This window comes from Vibrio sp. 1069 (assembly GCF_033340555.1).
This window is the reverse complement of the sequence record NZ_JAWOWP010000005.1, coordinates 148,557-165,793: the sequence shown is the minus strand read 5'-3', so window position 1 is coordinate 165,793 and position 17,237 is coordinate 148,557. Positions and strand designations below refer to the sequence as shown.

At 44.7% G+C, this 17,237-nt stretch carries 21 protein-coding genes; 8 read left to right on the top strand and 13 right to left on the bottom strand.

Annotated features, from left to right (window positions below; genetic code table 11):
* The 8 genes from R7040_RS10725 to flgB are packed head-to-tail and all read right to left on the bottom strand — an operon-like array spanning position 1 to position 6,086.
* Positions 1-1,137, bottom strand: coding sequence for a flagellar basal body P-ring protein FlgI (locus R7040_RS10725; RefSeq protein ID WP_086026720.1), 1,137 nt, complete (start codon positions 1,135-1,137; stop codon positions 1-3).
* Positions 1,122-1,793: a flagellar basal body L-ring protein FlgH gene (flgH, locus tag R7040_RS10720; RefSeq protein ID WP_154204177.1), complete on the bottom strand. Its 672-nt coding sequence runs from the start codon at positions 1,791-1,793 to the stop codon at positions 1,122-1,124. Before flgH ends, R7040_RS10725 begins: the two co-directional genes overlap by 16 nt.
* 32 nt (positions 1,794-1,825) lie before the next feature.
* Entirely contained in the window at positions 1,826-2,611 is a 786-nt protein-coding gene (gene flgG, locus R7040_RS10715; RefSeq protein ID WP_005374008.1) for a flagellar basal-body rod protein FlgG, read from the bottom strand.
* Between the two features lie 24 nt (positions 2,612-2,635).
* Positions 2,636-3,367, bottom strand: coding sequence for a flagellar basal-body rod protein FlgF (gene flgF / locus R7040_RS10710; protein WP_005374009.1), 732 nt, complete (start codon positions 3,365-3,367; stop codon positions 2,636-2,638).
* A gap of 12 nt (positions 3,368-3,379) precedes the next feature.
* A complete protein-coding gene (flgE, locus tag R7040_RS10705; RefSeq protein ID WP_005374010.1) occupies positions 3,380-4,576 on the bottom strand; it encodes a flagellar hook protein FlgE in 1,197 nt (398 codons plus the stop codon).
* A gap of 27 nt (positions 4,577-4,603) precedes the next feature.
* Positions 4,604-5,287, bottom strand: a complete 684-nt coding sequence (flgD, locus tag R7040_RS10700; RefSeq protein ID WP_005384410.1) for a flagellar hook assembly protein FlgD — start codon at positions 5,285-5,287, stop codon at positions 4,604-4,606.
* On the bottom strand, positions 5,287-5,721 hold the full coding sequence (gene flgC, locus R7040_RS10695) for a flagellar basal body rod protein FlgC (RefSeq protein WP_005374012.1): 435 nt from the start codon (positions 5,719-5,721) through the stop codon (positions 5,287-5,289). The genes flgD and flgC overlap by 1 nt, the downstream gene beginning before the upstream one ends.
* A 2-nt stretch (positions 5,722-5,723) precedes the next feature.
* Positions 5,724-6,086, bottom strand: a complete 363-nt coding sequence (gene flgB / locus R7040_RS10690) for a flagellar basal body rod protein FlgB (RefSeq protein ID WP_005374013.1) — start codon at positions 6,084-6,086, stop codon at positions 5,724-5,726.
* A gap of 77 nt (positions 6,087-6,163) precedes the next feature.
* On the opposite strand from flgB, the gene flgA reads away from it, so the two are divergent.
* The 4 genes from flgA to R7040_RS10670 all read left to right on the top strand — a co-directional run bounded on the left by flgA (position 6,164) and on the right by R7040_RS10670 (position 8,564).
* Complete coding sequence (flgA, locus tag R7040_RS10685; RefSeq protein ID WP_047102793.1) at positions 6,164-6,961, top strand: flagellar basal body P-ring formation chaperone FlgA; 798 nt, start codon at positions 6,164-6,166, stop codon at positions 6,959-6,961.
* A 136-nt stretch (positions 6,962-7,097) separates the two neighbouring features.
* Positions 7,098-7,379 (top strand): flagellar biosynthesis anti-sigma factor FlgM, encoded by a 282-nt coding sequence (gene flgM, locus R7040_RS10680; RefSeq protein WP_005374016.1) that lies wholly within the window; start codon positions 7,098-7,100, stop codon positions 7,377-7,379.
* Between the two features lie 20 nt (positions 7,380-7,399).
* On the top strand, positions 7,400-7,837 hold the full coding sequence (flgN, locus tag R7040_RS10675; protein ID WP_005374018.1) for a flagellar export chaperone FlgN: 438 nt from the start codon (positions 7,400-7,402) through the stop codon (positions 7,835-7,837).
* Positions 7,818-8,564 carry a lytic transglycosylase domain-containing protein gene (locus R7040_RS10670; RefSeq protein ID WP_054579235.1) on the top strand — a complete coding sequence of 249 codons (747 nt, stop codon included), beginning with the start codon at positions 7,818-7,820 and terminating at the stop codon, positions 8,562-8,564. The genes flgN and R7040_RS10670 overlap by 20 nt, the downstream gene beginning before the upstream one ends.
* A 434-nt stretch (positions 8,565-8,998) precedes the next feature.
* Here R7040_RS10670 and R7040_RS10665 read toward each other — a convergent pair whose 3' ends face one another.
* Positions 8,999-9,517 (bottom strand): NUDIX hydrolase, encoded by a 519-nt coding sequence (locus tag R7040_RS10665; protein ID WP_005374021.1) that lies wholly within the window; start codon positions 9,515-9,517, stop codon positions 8,999-9,001.
* 277 nt (positions 9,518-9,794) lie between these two features.
* Here R7040_RS10665 and R7040_RS10660 point away from each other — a divergent pair, with 277 nt between their 5' ends.
* Entirely contained in the window at positions 9,795-10,061 is a 267-nt protein-coding gene (locus R7040_RS10660; protein ID WP_005374023.1) for a DUF333 domain-containing protein, read from the top strand.
* A 249-nt stretch (positions 10,062-10,310) separates the two neighbouring features.
* On the top strand, positions 10,311-10,967 hold the full coding sequence (locus R7040_RS10655) for a hypothetical protein (RefSeq protein WP_005374025.1): 657 nt from the start codon (positions 10,311-10,313) through the stop codon (positions 10,965-10,967).
* Here R7040_RS10655 and R7040_RS10650 read toward each other — a convergent pair.
* The gene (locus tag R7040_RS10650; RefSeq protein WP_064354507.1) at positions 10,957-11,799 is read right to left on the bottom strand and encodes a YdcF family protein; all 843 of its coding nucleotides are present in this window, start codon (positions 11,797-11,799) and stop codon (positions 10,957-10,959) included. The two genes, R7040_RS10655 and R7040_RS10650, sit on opposite strands and share 11 nt — an antisense overlap.
* Before the next feature lie 131 nt (positions 11,800-11,930).
* Between R7040_RS10650 and R7040_RS10645 the strand changes: the two genes are divergently transcribed.
* On the top strand, positions 11,931-13,301 hold the full coding sequence (locus R7040_RS10645; protein WP_053349354.1) for an L-serine ammonia-lyase: 1,371 nt from the start codon (positions 11,931-11,933) through the stop codon (positions 13,299-13,301).
* 121 nt (positions 13,302-13,422) lie between these two features.
* Here R7040_RS10645 and R7040_RS10640 read toward each other — a convergent pair whose 3' ends face one another.
* Entirely contained in the window at positions 13,423-13,659 is a 237-nt protein-coding gene (locus R7040_RS10640) for a hypothetical protein (protein ID WP_005374030.1), read from the bottom strand.
* Between the two features lie 248 nt (positions 13,660-13,907).
* Here R7040_RS10640 and R7040_RS10635 point away from each other — a divergent pair, with 248 nt between their 5' ends.
* Complete coding sequence (locus R7040_RS10635) at positions 13,908-14,783, top strand: LysR family transcriptional regulator (protein WP_064354506.1); 876 nt, start codon at positions 13,908-13,910, stop codon at positions 14,781-14,783.
* A 68-nt stretch (positions 14,784-14,851) separates the two neighbouring features.
* On the opposite strand, the gene R7040_RS10630 is transcribed toward R7040_RS10635, so the two are convergent.
* A complete protein-coding gene (locus tag R7040_RS10630; RefSeq protein WP_064354505.1) occupies positions 14,852-15,721 on the bottom strand; it encodes a LysR substrate-binding domain-containing protein in 870 nt (289 codons plus the stop codon).
* Between the two features lie 136 nt (positions 15,722-15,857).
* Entirely contained in the window at positions 15,858-16,838 is a 981-nt protein-coding gene (locus R7040_RS10625) for an OmpA family protein (protein ID WP_005374035.1), read from the bottom strand.
* Positions 16,839-17,237: the final 399 nt, after the last annotated feature.

The following is a 17,237-nucleotide window of genomic DNA, read 5'->3' as shown; positions in this document are numbered from 1 at the left end:
TTATATCACGACCAATTCAGCGTTCAATGCACCTGCTTCACTCAAAGCTTGCAGGATAGACATCAAGTCTGTAGGCGTGGCACCTAAACTATTTACCGCATTAACTATGGTGTTAAGTTCCGTGCCTGGAGGCCAAATCACCATCTGAGCGAGATCTTCATTCACATCAAGGTCCGTTTGGTTAACGACTTTCGTATCGCCATTTGCAAACGCATTAGGCTGACTAACTTGTTGTGATTCAGAAATTCGCACGGTCAAGTTACCGTGACTTACTGCTGCTTCACTCACTTTGACACTCTTACCGATCACTACGGTGCCAGTGCGAGAGTTAAAGACAATACGAGCAGGTTTACGGCCTTCAACGACGCTCATTTCTTCAAGCATCGACATCATGACGACACGCTGCTGTGTATCTTTTGGTGCACGCATATCAATGCGCGCTTTATTGATCGCAACTGCAACGTTAGGCCCAAAAGTGTTGTTAATTTCACGCGCAATATTTTTTGCTGTAGTGAAGCTAGGCTTGCGCAGGTTTAGGGTGATTTCATCACGTTGGTTGAAATCGGTTTTGATTTCTCTCTCTAAAGTCGCACCATTCGGAACGCGACCCGCCGTTGGTGTGTTTACTTCTACTTTGGAGCCACTTCGCCCCTCTGCAGATAAGCCCCCCACAACCACGTTGCCTTGCGCAATCGCGTACACTTCGCCATCAATACCACGTAAAGGCGTTAGCAATAACGTACCACCGCGAAGGCTCTTTGCATCACCGATTGAAGACACAACCACATCCAACGTTTGTCCTGGGCCTGCCATTGGATCAACGGACGCTGTCACACTCACAGAAGCCACATTTCGTAGCTTAGGGTTCATACTGTCATCAATTTGAACCCCAAACTGACGTAGCATGTTGGTAATAGATTGAGAGGTAAATTTCACTTGGTTTCGGTCACCTTGGCCGGCTAAGCCAACCACCAAACCATAACCAACCAGTTGGTTTTCTCGAATGCCGCGAACATCGACCAAGTCCATGATCGGAATTTCCGCTTCAGCACGTGAAGTGCCTGGTAGTCCCAAGGTCAACACCAATAGGAGAGACATAAAGAAAGATTGCATTGTCTTCATTAGAAAGGTACCCATGGGCTGTTGAAGAACTGAGTTAGCCACCCGGCTGCGTTGCTGTCAGCTAGCGCTCCGCGACCTGCGTAGGTAATTCTTGCATCAGCAATTCGTTGAGAAGAAACTTGGTTACTGCGGTTAATATCATCCACACGGACGATACCGGTTAGACGAATAAACTCGTCGCCTTGATTCAGACGAAGCCATTTTTCACCGCTGATACGCAATACGCCATTAGGTAATACTTCGTGTACCGTTACCGTAATGGCACCTTGAAGCTTGTTGCCTTGTGAACTTGATGCACTGCCATCGAAGTTACGTTTGCCATCCACGCTAACCCCTAACTCATCGATAGTTTTCGTGCCTATGGTCGGCGCCACAAAGTTAATTGCTGAACTTTTACCGAACTTAGTACCCGCATTTTTACTCGATGAGGTTTCTTCTGATAATTGAACCGTTAATACATCGCCAACTCGGTAAGCACGACGATCCTGGAACAGAGTCATCGTGTATTGGTGACGATAAAGGCTACCAGATTGGGTTTCCGGCAGCGTGTAATCGAGCGTTGGTGGTGCATATTCCTCAGTATTCGGCTCAGGCGGAATAAATTCCTGACGGCCAGCACATCCCACCAGCAACACGGCGGCTACTGCCCAACTCTTAGAAAGCCATTTCATTGCTTTTTCCTTCATCATCACCAATTTCATACTTACATTGATTGCGAAACAAACTTCAGCATGTCATCTGCAGCAGAGACCACTTTCGCATTCATCTCATACGCACGTTGAGTGGTGATCATGTCGACCATCTCTTCTACTACTTGTACGTTTGACCCTTCCAGTGCACCTTGCTTGATAATGCCGGCGCCATCAGCTCCTGCAATCAGCTCATCAGCTGGACCGCTGGCTTCCGTTTCACGGAATAAGTTGCCACCCATGGCCTCTAAGCCGGCTGGATTGATGAATTTTGCAAGTGTAATTTGACCAAGCTGCTGAGGTGTTGGATCGTCTGCTGTTGTTGTAGTCACTGTGCCATCAACACCCACAGAGAAAGAGACCGCATTGTCTGGGATCTGGATTTGAGGCTCTAAAGGCAGGCCCTGACTGTTCACCATTAAGCCTTCTGAGTTTCGATGGAACTGACCATTACGTGTATACATGATCTGTCCGTCCGAGTTTTCTATTTGGAAGAAACCCTGACCCATTACAGCAAGATCCAACTCTTGCGTTGTGTTTTGGGTATTACCTTGCGTGAACACTTTTTGTGTGCCAACAACGCGAACACCGCTACCTAGCTGAATACCACTTGGTAGTTCGTTAACTTGGTCTACTTGTGCGCCTGGTTGACGCTGAATGCTGTAGAAAAGATCTTCAAATACGACTCGGTCACGCTTAAAGCCAACCGTGTTTACGTTTGCTAGGTTGTTAGAAATGGCAGTCATCTTCGTGTCTTGCGCTGCCATGCCTGTCTTACTTACCCATAATGCTGAATGCATTTTTTACTCCTTGCGGGGCGAGACTTAGCTCGCCGCCATTAATTTGTTACCAGCTTTTGCTAGAGTTTCCGCCGTTTTCATCATGCGAACTTGCATTTCAAAGTTGCGCGTCAGCGACATCACACTAACCAATTCATCAATAGCAGATACGTTACTGCCCTCAATGTGCTCAGGAGAGAGTTGCACGGTTTCATCTGCCGCGAATGGCACGCCATCTACGCTGTGCAGCAAGCTATCGCTCTCTTTTTGCAGTTGATTAATTTCCGGTTTAACCAACTTCAAAGTGCCTGCCACAATTTCTGCGCCGCCACCTGGTGGGATCACTGAGACTTGACCACGCTCGCTGATTTCAATCTTTTGATAATCCGGCACAACCAAAGGACCATTGTCACCGAGGACAGGGAACCCATTGATTGTTAGAGCGCCAAAAGTATCGACCTGAATATTGCCTGCACGGGTGTAAGCTTCGTTACCCGCTGGGGTTTCTACAGAGAGATATCCCTCCCCCATAACCGCAACGTCCAACGGACGTCCTGTTTTCACAATATCGCCAGCGTCGAAACGTGTTGAGGCAGAGTTGGTCACAACCATAGTGCGACCATCAAAACCTGGGCCTTGCATCTCTACACTACGCACACGCTCCATATCCGCTCGAAAACCCGCAGTATCAGCATTTGATAAGTTGTTTGAACGAACGTGCTGCGCTTTAAGAACTCGGCTGGCACCCGACGTTGCCGTAAATAACAAACTATCCATGCAAAACTCCCATTACACCGCGTTAAACAAAGCTTGAGTAAGCTTGTCGCTGGTAGAAATTGTCTTTGCGTTTGCTTGGTAGTTGCGTTGTGCAGTCATTAGAGCAACAAGCTCGCTGGTTAAGTCAACGTTAGAACCTTCTAATGCACCCGGAGTTAGGTCACCCATCGTACCTGAACCCGGAACACCCATAATTGGAGCACCTGAGCTAAAGCTTTGAGTCCATGATGTTCCACTCACTTTCGCTAAGCCTTGTGTGTTTGCAAAATCAGCAAGAACAACCTGACCTTGTAGCTGTGATTGGCCGTTAGTGTAAGTCGCGTAAACCATGCCGTTACCTTCAACGCGTACACCTGCAAGTTCACCTGATGTGTAACCGTTAGGACTATTAGTACTTACGCCAAAAGCTGCACCAAATTGCGTGCTGCCTTTCAGGTTAATGTCTACACTCATCGCGTTCGCGCCTGCAGCAGGGAATGAAACATTAAACGGCGCAGTTGGTGCTGAAAGCGAGCCGTCTTTACCAAACGTTACAGGCACAGTTGCTACTGGCGTCGTACCGCCATCTACTTGAACGTTCACTTCCCACGAGTTAGAAGCAGTCTTAGTAAAGTACTGAGTTACCGTGTGCGAGTTACCCAGTGAGTCGTAGACTTTTGTTGTGTAAGACGAGTTAAATGAGCTTGGATCTTTTGGATTGAATGGCGTTACGGCTTTATCAATAACAGACGCGCTTGCGTCGAAGTTCGCAACAAAATCTAAGCTGTCTGTTGCTTTAGCATTCAGTGAGGAAGTCGATACCTGAATATTACCCACAGAACCTGTCATTAGGTTGTTGTTGCTATCGACACTGTAACCTTGAAGCTTTGCACCGCTGTTAGCCGTAACAAAGTTGTTCTTATCCGTTGAGAACACACCTGAACGTGTGTACAACATTTGACCCATATTATCTTTAGTAACAAAAAAGCCACCGCCATTAATAGCTAGGTCCATCGCACGGCCAGTTCCTGTGATACTGCCGTCTTTGTCGAAGTTCTGTGAAATTGACGCGACTTCCACACCACCAGGTTGCATGCCGTTATATACAGCGGAGAATTCTGTGCGGCCACCTTTAAAACCATACGTTGATGCGTTGGCAATGTTGTGACTGATTGTGTTTAGCTCTGTGTTGGTCGCGTCCAGACCACTTAGTGCGATGTTAAAACTCATAAATAGACCTCTGATTTCCGTATTTGGTTAAGCACCAAACTGAGTGATTTGATAGAAAGGAACGTTGCCAACGCCATGGACATTGACTAATGCTGCGCCACCGGTATTAGGAATGCGCACTTGCTCAACAGTGCCTGCCATCAGCACATTTGGACTTGCTTGCCCTTCTTGCACTTCTACGGCCACTGAGTATTTGCCTGGTTTAAGACCAAGTTCTTCAGGATTAATTGAAAAGTCGACGTCACCTTTGCCGTGAGCACCTAGTGGCACTTTAGTTGATTGACCAAATTCATCTTTAACAACTAACGTGACTTGGTTTGAGCTATGAGCGAGTTCGATTTTTCCGTTTTGTACGTCTTCACCAAGCTGAAATTCATCCGCATTGACGTAAACCGTTTGCCCAACAAGGCCCGCTGTTGATAGCACTTGCATGTTGTCCAGTAACACCATGCTCTGTTGCATTGTCTTAGACATATTCTCGGTACTTTGTACCTGCGAGAACTGAGCCAATTGACCAACGTATTCCGTACCATCAAGGGGATTAAGTGGGTCTTGGTTTTGAATTTGAGCCACCATCAAAGAAATAAACTCATTCTCCAATGAAGAAGCGCTGTTCATGTCTTTAGGGTTTGGTGAGATACCGTTGCTGTCTTTTGCTTTTGTATTTACTGGAGCGTCAGACGATAAAGGGGTGTATTGTGCAATACTCATTAGCTGCCCTGCCCTAATCTAAGCAGACCTTGCTGCATACTTTTTACATTGGCTAATACTTCAACATTCGTTTCGAAGCTGCGTGTTGCGGACATCATGTCTGCCATTTCAGCAACTACATCAATATCTGGGTAAAACACATAGCCTTCATCATTAGCCAGTGGGTTGTTCGGCTCAAAACGCTTCTCTGCATCTCCAGCATTTTTAACAACGTCAACAATGCGAACTTCTGCATTGGGATAAGCTCCATTTTCTGTTGTCATTTGCGTTTTTTGGTACACAGTCGCAAATACTGGCTTAAGCGCTTTATAAGCATCTTCTGGATTTGCAGATACTGCATCTGCGTTTGCTAAGTTACTGGCTACCGTATTCAGACGCACAGTTTGTGCTGTCATCGCGGAACCAGTGATCGAGTAAATATCAGTGAATGACATAATTAACGTCCCTCAATCGCTTTCGCTAAGCCATTAAATTTCATGTTGAGAAACGTCAGGCTAGTTTGAAAGTCCATGTTGTTTTGCGTGAATTTTGCTTGTTCAACACCAAGCTCTACGGTGTTGCCATTTTTGCTATTCTGGTAAGGCACCGAGTATTGGGCCTGAACCTGGAACTTTGGCACCGGTTTGTTCACACCACCTGCCGTTACTTGGTTCATTACGGTGGTGAAACTTAGGTCTTTCGCCAAATACCCAGGGGTGTCAACATTTGCTAGGTTACTGGCGAGGACTTTGGTACGCTGAACGCGAAAATTAAGTGCCTCTGGATGTACTCCTAAAGCATTTTCAAATGTGATCGCCATGCATCTTCCTTACAGTTGGCTCGAATACGCCAACATACAAACAAGATACGTGCCATAAAAAATAGCTATATATATCAATGATTTACAAACAAGGATGGAAGCCAAACTTCCGGTTCTCGGAAAGCATTAAAAACAAGAGGAAAGTGTCCACTTCCTCAACAATAATGCTGACGTTACTCGCTTTGACATCAGAACAAGCATTCGCCAACACCAATGACAAAACCCTAAGCGTTGAAGAGATAAGGTCCGTTGTAGCAACGGATTTCGAACAAGAGGTGGATCGCGTAGCGCTCTCCAATCAGTGGGGGGAGTACAAACTAGACTTCGACATGTGGGTGCCCGGTTCAGCCAATCACTTGCCAGAATGTGAATCTCCTTTAGTTATCACAGGTCGTGACAACAACACGTTGCCAGTCGGTAACCTCAAGCGCTCAGTCAGCTGCGACAATATCGCATCACCATGGCGAATTAACGTTACGATAAAGTCTTCGCTGACTCTGCCTGTTTTGGTCGCGACAACCACGGTTGGCCGAAATGAAGTCGTAACGGCTAAACACATAAAGCTTGAAACCCGAACCATCTCTCGCCAAGACGATTTTTATACTCGCCCCGAGCAAGCAGTAGGCTTAGAAACCTCTCGTCGTTTGCGGGCTGGACAAGTGGTTAATCCATCCAATTTGTCGGCCCCACCTCTAATCGAGAAAGGCAATGAAGTCATAGTCATTGCGAGCAAAAATGGATTTAGTGCCAGCACAAAAGGAGTCGCCTTAGAAGATGGAGCGAAAGGGCAACAAATTGACGTGGAAAACCCAAGTTCGGGCAAGGTCATAAGAGCAGTCGTAACTGGATTAAACCAGGTTCATACTCAATTTTGATTTTTTGACTCGGGGTAACATTTTTTAATTTTGGCTCTCGTCAGTAACACTGAACTTCGAGTACAAAAAAAATATTTAATGTTTATCACATTCTAACCGCCTACTTAATTTAGAACATGATGATGAGGACCACAGCATGAAAATCGACAAAGTCGCGGGCGGTCATGTCCCACAAACAAAATTACAGCAAGCAAGCAAACAGCCTGTCGACGTCGTCGAACAGAGCAAAGTACACGAGCCTGCATTTCAAGCGAATACCGTAGCGATAGATCGCGCTCAAGCTGAAATGGCATCACTACCTGATGTTGATATGGAAAAAGTAGAACAAGTACGCAACGCATTAGCGCGTGGTGAACTTAGCCTAGATACAAAAGTGCTATCCAAGGCAATCATGCAGTTCCATACAGGTCACGAGTAATAAAACGCTAGGAAGACATCATGGCAAGCGCAGTATCGCAGCGAATTCAACAATTTGTTCGCTCTATATCTGAGGATATTAAGCTTTATCAACAACTACTTCCTTTGCTTCAGCAGCAAAAGGTATTGTACTTAAAGTTTGATGGAGAGGCACTGAACGACAATGTTCAAAAACAAATGCCGATACTCAATAAACTCAGCCGCTCCGCCAATGACAGAAGCCAGTGTATGCGAGCGCTGGGGTTAGCGTGTAATGACGCCAGCGTAAAACGAATTTTCAATGCTTTGCCTGCCCAAATAGGTATGCAAGCTAGAAAACAATGGGCGCTATTGGAAACGTTGGTAAGTCAGTGCCAACAATACAATCAGAGCAATGGCCACAGCTCTGCGGCGTTCCATGAGTTGGTCAGTCAACTCAAACAACCTGTGCAACACACTTATGAAGATAAATCGTTCTAAACGATGTTCGTCTTGCCTACAGATTCAGTCGCCATCTCGGCTGAGTACTGTAGGCCTTTTTATTTTTATTGCCTTTCTGTCCTACCTTCCATTCACATGCCAGGCAAAACCAAATGCTGTCGATATTCAAACGCAGTATCAAGTATTAGCCCCATACAAGCCACAAATTGCCAAGCGTCTCGATTCATCCAAACCGGTAATTAACCACATTTTCAAACAGCTTCAAAACCACTCATTACCAAATAGCCTAGCCTTAGTGCCAATGTTAGAGTCTTCTTACAATCCCAAAGCCGTTTCTCATGCTAACGCCGCCGGACTTTGGCAATTGATACCAACCACAGCGAAACGATTCGGATTAACGATAAATACAAAACAAGACGATCGCTTTGACACAGAAGCCAGCACAACGGCCGCGCTCAAGTACCTGGCGTTTTTATACAACAAATTCGATCAAAATATGGCTCTCACTTTAGCTGCATACAATGCCGGAGAAGGACGTGTTGCACGTGCTATTCAGCGAGCAGGAAGTCGAGATTTCCAACAACTCACGCTGCCTAACGAGACTCGTCAATACGTCAGCCGCTTCTATGCATTGGAAAAGTTGATAGATATCGGTCAGTTACAATCCTCATCATTTCAACCTTTACTCTTGTTTGCTCCAGACGCTCCTATGATTTCACAACCGCTGGTCGACTTTAGCCGACTGCCTCCGCTAGTTAATTTGTGATAAAAGCTACGACAGAGCTCAATGTCAGAGAAACGTAAAATTACAAGATCCTGTTCGGCGAATTTGAAAACTCGTGATCTCTATGCAAACGTGTGCAAAAAAGTTGAGGTAAGGTATCTCAAAGATAAGAAAGAGTAGTGGTTTACTAAAAAGCGCCCCAATTGCGCTTGGCAATTGGGTAGATATGCGTCACATTGCGTTTGCAAAAAACATGAAAACCAATGGTCAGACCTAATAATTATTTACACACTAAATGTAAAACAGCTATTGTTTTCATAGTTCGAAACAAATCTAACATATCAAGATGACGCTTCGCTTGCGCGTCTGGAATAAGTCCGGGTTCCGGGGGGGAGTCCGGACTTTTTTATTGCTCTAAAATCTTTACCAACAATAGCGCCAACAGAAGCTAAGTCGTAATGATGCAAGCTAGCTGTTTATAGTAATTCTTTAGAAATCAACTGAAGCAAAAACGTTTCGCGCTCAATGCTCATGCCTTTTTTCGGGCTTTCTGCCATCGTTTTTTCATTGTGTGCAATTGCTTCGTGAATGTTCATCCATACCGGGCGCATTCCATTTTTAACTTCGTAATCTTCATACGCCGTTTCGCCTAGCTCACGTTCGATTTTACATGTATAACAATACGACACCATGTGCATCACGTCAGCGTCATCCTTGTACCACGGACGAAACTCCTCAAAGATTCCGAAAGGCTTAATACCATGTATATTTTGGGCGCCCGTTTCTTCCTCTAATTCACGGACTAATCCAGCAATGACATCTTCACCATCATCAATACCACCGCCTGGTAGCGTGTAGTCATGGTAACGTTCTGTATAGAGCAACAGCACATCTTCACCATCAAGTACAATGGCTCGCGCTGCATTGCGCTGAAAAACAATTTTGTCATCCAAATGCTCTATGTCTGGATGAACGGTCGATTTTAAATGTCTCATCGAAAATACCACGGTCAATGTTTTGTGCGCATATTACCGAATTTTACACTTTAAATCATTGTTGTAGGCCAAGTACGTTCGAGCGCTTGTCAGGAAGTGATTGATATGACCTTCACAACAATACGCCAAGAACAGAAGTGTGACGTGCTAATCAGCAATAAATGAGAATATCTAAATTCTTATACGTCCCTCTTACTTTTAACATCGATAAGACAATAATCTCTTAAAGTTGCCTATAATCAATACAATACTCGCCCACCCCATGCGGAGATAAAGAATGAAAAAGACAAATTTAATGATGGCTATGGCTGCAACATTGGTACTGGCTGGTTGTTCAACTTACGAGGGAGCGACCCGCTCAACTGAGTATACCTCCGTTGCAAATCCCGCAGCCGTATACTGTGTTCAGCAAGGTGGTGAGCTGGATACCGTGTCGGAAAACGGCGAACGTGTCACTTACTGTGTGCTGTCTGACAATGAGCGCGTCGAGCAATGGGAATACTATCGCGAGAATCACAAAGAAAATGAGGGTGACAACTACTAATTATTTTTGTCGATACGTCACCTTCCCTCTATCACTTAGGAGCCTTTGGGCTCCTTTTTTATTTGATTTATCAAAGTGTTCTTACGTTGTTTTTACATATCTCTGACTTTACCGCACATCGACCCTATATCGAACAGTGTTCTATTCTTGACATTCCTCTGACATAACTTTCCACTTGGACAATAAAATTCCAAACACAGATCACACTAATTCACATTTCTTCCACATTTTCTGGGACAGGTGAGCAAGATGAAAACACAAATAGTAAAAGAAGCCGAGTCAGCCCCAAGCAACGTTGTTACTGAAAAATCAAAGCGCATTATTTATAAATCGAGTTTAAACGCCTTGATGATTGTCGCTATAAGTATTCTCGTTAACCTTAGTCTTCGTCTTGATTATGTCGTGTTGGGTTCAAGCCTTGGCGAGCTTTCCGTTACAGAAACGCTCCAGCTTGTGATGCTTGCTATTGCATCATGGTCGTTTTTCAGCTTATCGAAACAACAGCCTCAGCTAAAGCATGCGGCTATTTTGATCGCAGGATTTTTTGCAGTACTGATTATTCGCGAAACGGACTATTGGACAGACATGATTCATCATGGCTCTTGGGTTTTCCCAGCACTTGCTGTCACCGCACTGGCTTGCGCCAAAGCTTACCAAGGTGGTAAAGGTACCATGAACGAAATGGCGACTATTTTAACGGTGCCACATATGAAGCTATTAGTTGGTGCTGTAATGCTATTATTAGTCTTCTCTCGTTTGTATGGTATGGGTAGTTTTTGGCAACAAGTGATGGACGAAAATTACATCCGTGATGTTAAAAATATCTCAGAAGAAGGTATAGAACTGCTTTGCTACTGTTTGATCGCATTAAGCGCCGTCCGCACAAAACGCGAGCTTAATGAATAGACTCTGGGTCAAAGCGACGGTTCAATGCCGTCAGTATCGGATGGAAGATACTTAATGCCTTTTCCGCAGCACCTACAGATTCATCCAAGGCCGTCATTTCGACGGCCTTTTTCATTTCTTCAATATGTTGCAAAGCCTCTTTATCGAGCGGTAAAGAGAGCAATTTGTGAATAGTATCTCTTGCGATCATAAGTGGCTTTTTTCGGACAATTGATAAATCTCGGAAAAATACGCCATGCTTGACCCCTTCTAAATAAACTCGGTAGGTTGTGAGTTCATCGAGTAGCAAGAATGTCTCCGCCATAAGCCCTTTATGTGGGTATGGCACGCTAATATGTTTGCTGATATCCAGTGGAATATTGAGGGTCACCCCCATGGATTCGCAATCGGATTTAAGTACTCGTAATAAGCCTTGCTCATCCATCAAATTCTGGATATCAATGATTCGTTCGAGGTGGTAGTCATTAGACAGCAAGATAACCTCAACCGGATGCCCCAACCATAACTCGAACAACCCACTTTTGCACAAAACTTGGGAAACATAACGCATGTTTTGAAACGTGTTCAACGACTCCGTTTCTAAGAGTATATGACGTTCAGGGAACGGATTCACAGAGTCTGCGTTTAGGGTTCTAAAATACGCGTACATCGCCTCTGCTTCAGAAACACTTTGTCCTTGCGTTACTCCGCCACAAAAAATAATCGCCGTTTGCTCTGTCGGTAGTGATGCAGTCCTACAAGACAAAGCTTCGACTCTTGTTATGCCCTCAGAGGTCAACCTGTTATTGACGAGGCGTTTACCTAAAACGATGACGATGTTGTCTAACTTCATTTTAAAATCTCGCGCTTAGTTGGCAGTGTTACAAAAATCTTCTTTCACTCCCGACCCACAAACTTTAACATCTAGTTAACAACACTGTTCTAGAGACCTTTATAAAGGTTCACTGCTAAAGGAAGTCAATTATGCTGTCGATTTTCGATATATTTAAAATTGGTGTCGGGCCATCCAGCTCCCACACTAATGGTCCTATGCTTGCCGGATTCCATTTCACTCAGCTAGTTAGCGACTCTATGGCGAAAGTGCATCGGGTGCAAGTGGACCTTTATGGCTCATTGTCACTGACAGGTCGAGGGCACCATACAGACCGAGCCACGGTCCTTGGTTTGATGGGAAATAAACCTGATACCATCAGAATGAGCAGTGCCAAAAGTGCGCTACAAAATACCATAGACAATAATACGCTCATGCTCGCCGGTACACACCAGATTGAGTTTAGCTACGACCATGACATCGTCTTTCATAGCGACAACCTTCCCCTGCATGAAAATGGTATGACGATTACGGCATTAGACGCAGCTGGAGATCAAGTAGCGTTTGAAATTTATTACTCCATTGGGGGCGGATTCATCGCCACCGCCGACGAACTAGAGAACGGCACGCAACAAAATGAGGTCGCAGTACCATTTCCGTTTACATCCGCAGATGAGATGCTGGAAAAAGCCGAGACGAACGGTTTCAGCTTGGGAGGCATGATCCTCCAAAACGAACTCGCATTTCGCTCAGACGAAGAAATCAACCAAAGAGCAGAGCAAATTTGGAAAGTGATGTCGCTCTGCATGCAACGTGGCTTCGACACGGAAGGGATTTTGGAAGGTGGTCTAAATGTCACTCGTCGAGCACCAAACCTTTTGAAAAAGCTCGAAGCCAACGCTGCAGTTGAAAACGATCCGATGGAGATCATGGATTGGATCAATCTCTTCGCCTTTGCGGTTAGTGAAGAAAATGCAGCAGGAGGGCAAGTCGTCACTTCTCCAACGAATGGTGCAGCAGGGGTGATTCCGGCGGTATTGATGTACTACCATCGCTTCATCAAAGAGCTCGATGTTAAACAGCTAAAAGACTTTCTCGCAGTCGCCGGCGCTATCGGCATCTTATATAAAACTAACGCGTCAATTTCTGGTGCAGAAGTGGGGTGTCAGGGAGAAGTTGGGGTTTCTTCATCCATGGCTGCCGCTGGCTTAACAGCGCTAAGAGGGGGCAGTAACGAGCAGATTTGTATTGCTGCGGAAATTGCGATGGAGCATTCATTGGGTATGACTTGTGACCCGATTGGCGGCTTGGTTCAAGTACCTTGTATTGAAAGAAATGCCATGGGAGCAATGAAAGCGATTAATGCATCGCGTATGGCATTAAAGCGCACAAGTAAATGCTTAATTTCGTTAGATAAAGTAATCGAAACCATGTATCAGACTGGTAAAGATATGAATAAAAAATACCGTGAAACCTCTTTGGGGGGCTTAGCTGTCATTCATATGGCACCGCCATGCGAATAATGGCAAGTGGTCATTGCGCTTAGCTTCTCACCATACGCTTATCTGGTAATTATGATCTGATGATATTACATATAGAAATGCCGCGTTCTTCGCGGCATTTTCTTAACAAGAAACTATTCGATTAATCACGTCGACCACGAAGTTCAATTTTTTGAGTTGCAGCATCCGAATGGATTGTTACACCGCCATAGGCCATTTCATTGCGACCCTTCAGCGTCAATTGAGAATCTGCACGCTCTACGTCAACCTGATTTTTCGTTGCCATCGTCATATCAATCGTGCCCGTGTATGACCCATCGCCAGCAAATGCTACGTTTGTTGAGCAAACCATCAAAACAAGTGCGATTAGTTTTTTCATACATCACCTCTATTATCGTTCTTACTTTCTGTCGGTGGAAAAACTGTAACAACAGAAACGCGCTCATACGAGGAAAGCCATTATTTACCAAATGGAAATCCATGCTAATAAACTGATGTAACCAAGAATAACTTATCGTTACCTTCAATAAATCAGGGATAAGGCAGCGACTTAAATTGACCGAGCGTTGTCTTTTCTTAAGAAATTCAGCGATATGATTTGTCGACAAAAGCCAAGCGAGAGAATGTATGAGCGTTAATCTGGATATTCAAAATATTTTGGTATTAAAACGGATGTATGAGCTACGTAACGTCCGGTTAGTCGCAGAATCACTCGGTAAAACGTCAGGAGCAATCAGCAAAAATCTGACTAAGATGAAAATTCAGCTCAATGATCCGCTATTCGTTCAGACTAAAAATGGCTTTGAACCAACAGCTTTTGTGGAAGCGAACATTACACATTTTGAGCAAATACTCAACAGCATTGATTCCATCAAACCACAGCATTTTTCACCAGCTCATTTTGACGGCTCAATCACTATTTATGCCAACACATTGTTTTGGGAGTACTTCGGTGACAAGTTTTACTTGGAGTTACTAAAGCACGCTCCAGAAGCAAAATTCTCATGTTTGCGCTGGGGTAGCGAAGCAAAAAAACGATTAATTGACGGTGAAAACGCCATTGCGATTCATTACTTTGATGAAGATCTGCCACAGTCAATTGTTCAGACCGAGCTAGGGCGAGGAAAAGCGGTATTTTTTGTTCGAGAAGATCATCCCGCTCAAAACTCCCAAGAACTAGAAGAATACCCTTTTATACTTTTTAAAACGCCGGGATGGAACGACTACCGATACCCTGTGTTGGAAAGGCTCAAACATATGGGTTTTAGAACCACACCTAAAGTGGAAATTGAACATCCAGCGATGATTCAAAAAGTGCTTCTGCAAACGAATCATTTTGGCATAACGATGAGTGGACATGTTCCTAAGGGTTGCCGAAGTATCGCGCTTCCTGCTGGGCTAGAGCTTGATGTTCGCTACGTGATGAGCTGCCGTCGCTCTCAACAGCAAGCTCCGGTAAATCAGTGGTTATTAGATGTCATTAAGCATGTCGCTCAGTCCTAGACTGATGACTTGCTACTGCTAATAATAGCCAAACCACACATGCGCTCTACTCACTCGCTGAACGAACATTAAAGACTCTGTATTAACCATTGAGCAAAGGTGTTTACGTGTGATTTTTCGGATGCTCGAACCATCATATAATGTGCACCAGAACTTGGCATATGCCAATTTCCAACCTGGACTAATACGCCCTGTTGCAGCTCATCCTCAACAAGAAAGTCTCTTACCAGCAACACGCCAAGCTGATTAATCGCAGCATGAATAGCAAGCAATGAGTGTTCAAACTCGGCGACGACTTTGCTCACCTTCCCTTGATAACCTTGGTGCGTAAGCCACTCTTGCCAAGATTCATGATAACCGCTAGTACAGATTTTAGGCGCTTTAGCTAACTGCGAGAGGTCATTTATCGGGTTTAAATGCATAAAGCCGGGGCTTGCGACAACAATCCAGTTTTCTTGGGTTAATCGTATGGCTTCTTGCTCTTGCCAATCTCCATCTCCGTTAATAATTTCGATATCCGCAATCGCACTGGCGTTTGGAACTGTATTAGCAGTTGTCGAGACTTTAAAGGAAATGTCTGGGAATTGTCGCTGAAAATCAGCCAATCTTGGCATTAACCACTGAGAGCAAAAGCTGTGAGCGACATGTAAGTTAACTTGCGTATTCTTGGGACGAGTAAATAAATGCTGCGTCGTGGTCGATAATGTTTGAAGCACATGATTAACCACAGGCCAGTATTCTTGTGCGGAGCAGGTCAGCGTAAGGTGAGTGCCCTTGCGCACGAATAACGTCGCATTGAGCTGTGACTCTAGCGATTTCACCTGTTGGCTTACGGCCGCACGAGTCACATTTAGCTCCTCTGCGGCTTTTGTAAAACTCTGTAGTCGCGCCGTGGCTTCAAAAGCTCGGAGCAAATTAAGCGGCGGTAAACTTTGCATAACACTCTCCCAAACACTTGGCAGCCATGGTATGAACTGGTGATGACAAATTGATGAAAGTGCTGAGTTTGTTAAGCGGGATCAAAAAAGCCAGCGTGATACACGCTGGCTTTTGGAACTTTATCTTAAGCAGGAATTATTCTGCTTTTTCAGTTGTTTGGTATTCAAACGCAGGAACAACCACTTCAACACGACGGTTCATTTGACGACCTTGACGTGTCTCGTTGCTTGCCACTGGGTTAGCTTCACCCATGCCTTTCACTGTCATACGCTCAGCCGCAATACCTTTTGCTTGGAACTCGTCAGCAACGGCTTTCGCACGTTTTTCTGTGAGTTGCTTGTTGTAAGCAGCAGAACCTGTCGTATCGCTGTAACCCGTGATCTCAACTTGAGCTTGTGGGTAAGTATTCATCAAATCAACGGTACCAGAAAGGTTCGACGCGTCTTTCACTTCTGCACTTTCTAAGTCGAATTGTACTGTCGCTGTTGTTTGAGCAGGGTAAACGTGATCTACAATGCGTGTTGCAGGACGTGCTTCTACCACCTCTTCAACGGCTTTTTCTTGAACGACTGGCTCAGAACCAAACTTGTAGTTGAAACCGATACCGAAGAAATCTGAATCCATGTCTTCAATTACATCATCAGACATATCTTGGTAGCGTTGGTATTCAGCACGTAGGCTCCAGTTGTAGTTGATTTGGTATTCAGCACCCAGAGAGCCAGTTGGTACGAAATCTTTCTCGTCACCAGCCATCATGTATGCAGCACCAACTTTCGCGAATAGATTCCAAGAATCCGTTAGTGGTAGGTTAAATTTAGGAGCAAGCGTCAATGCCCAAAGATCACCATCAACGGTGTTTAGGCCAGGCTTTTTAAAGTTTGCAGTGAAGTCACCAAGGTAATCAACACCATACTCTGCCGCAACGTACTTGTTGAAGCTGTAGCCTAAGTGCATAGATGCTGCAAAACTGTCGTCGTCACAAGGTTCGTTCAGGTAACACGCATCGTTTAGAGAGTTGTAACCTACTTTACCGCCCATGTAAGTGTCAGCAAGTGCAACGTTTGAGATCACACCACCAGCAAGTACAGTAGCCACTGCTATAGCGATTTTTTTCATTATTCTTTTCCTTTTTCTTGTACACAAAGCAACACATCGCGGCAGCATACTGCCGTAAAATATGAAGCCGTAACTTTCTCTTTTCTTCGAATAGAAATAGCTAAATAGCGTAGGAAAGAATCAAAAATGATATTCAAACGCCAATGACGTAAAACGGAAAAAGGTAACCTCAAGACCATCTATTCATGAGCTTCATCCGCATACCCAACCGAAAAATAAAGTTCGTTGCGTTGGTTTAGCCATAGTCAATTCGTTGCGGAGAATATCACAAAGAAGCCAACTTTCTGTGACGCAAATCACCATAAAAAGCCACTTTCTCAAATTTAAGAATCATCATTTAAGCTTGTGAATGGCAACAAATTTTTACAGGGGAGCGTGGATCTGGAGAGCACAAAAAAA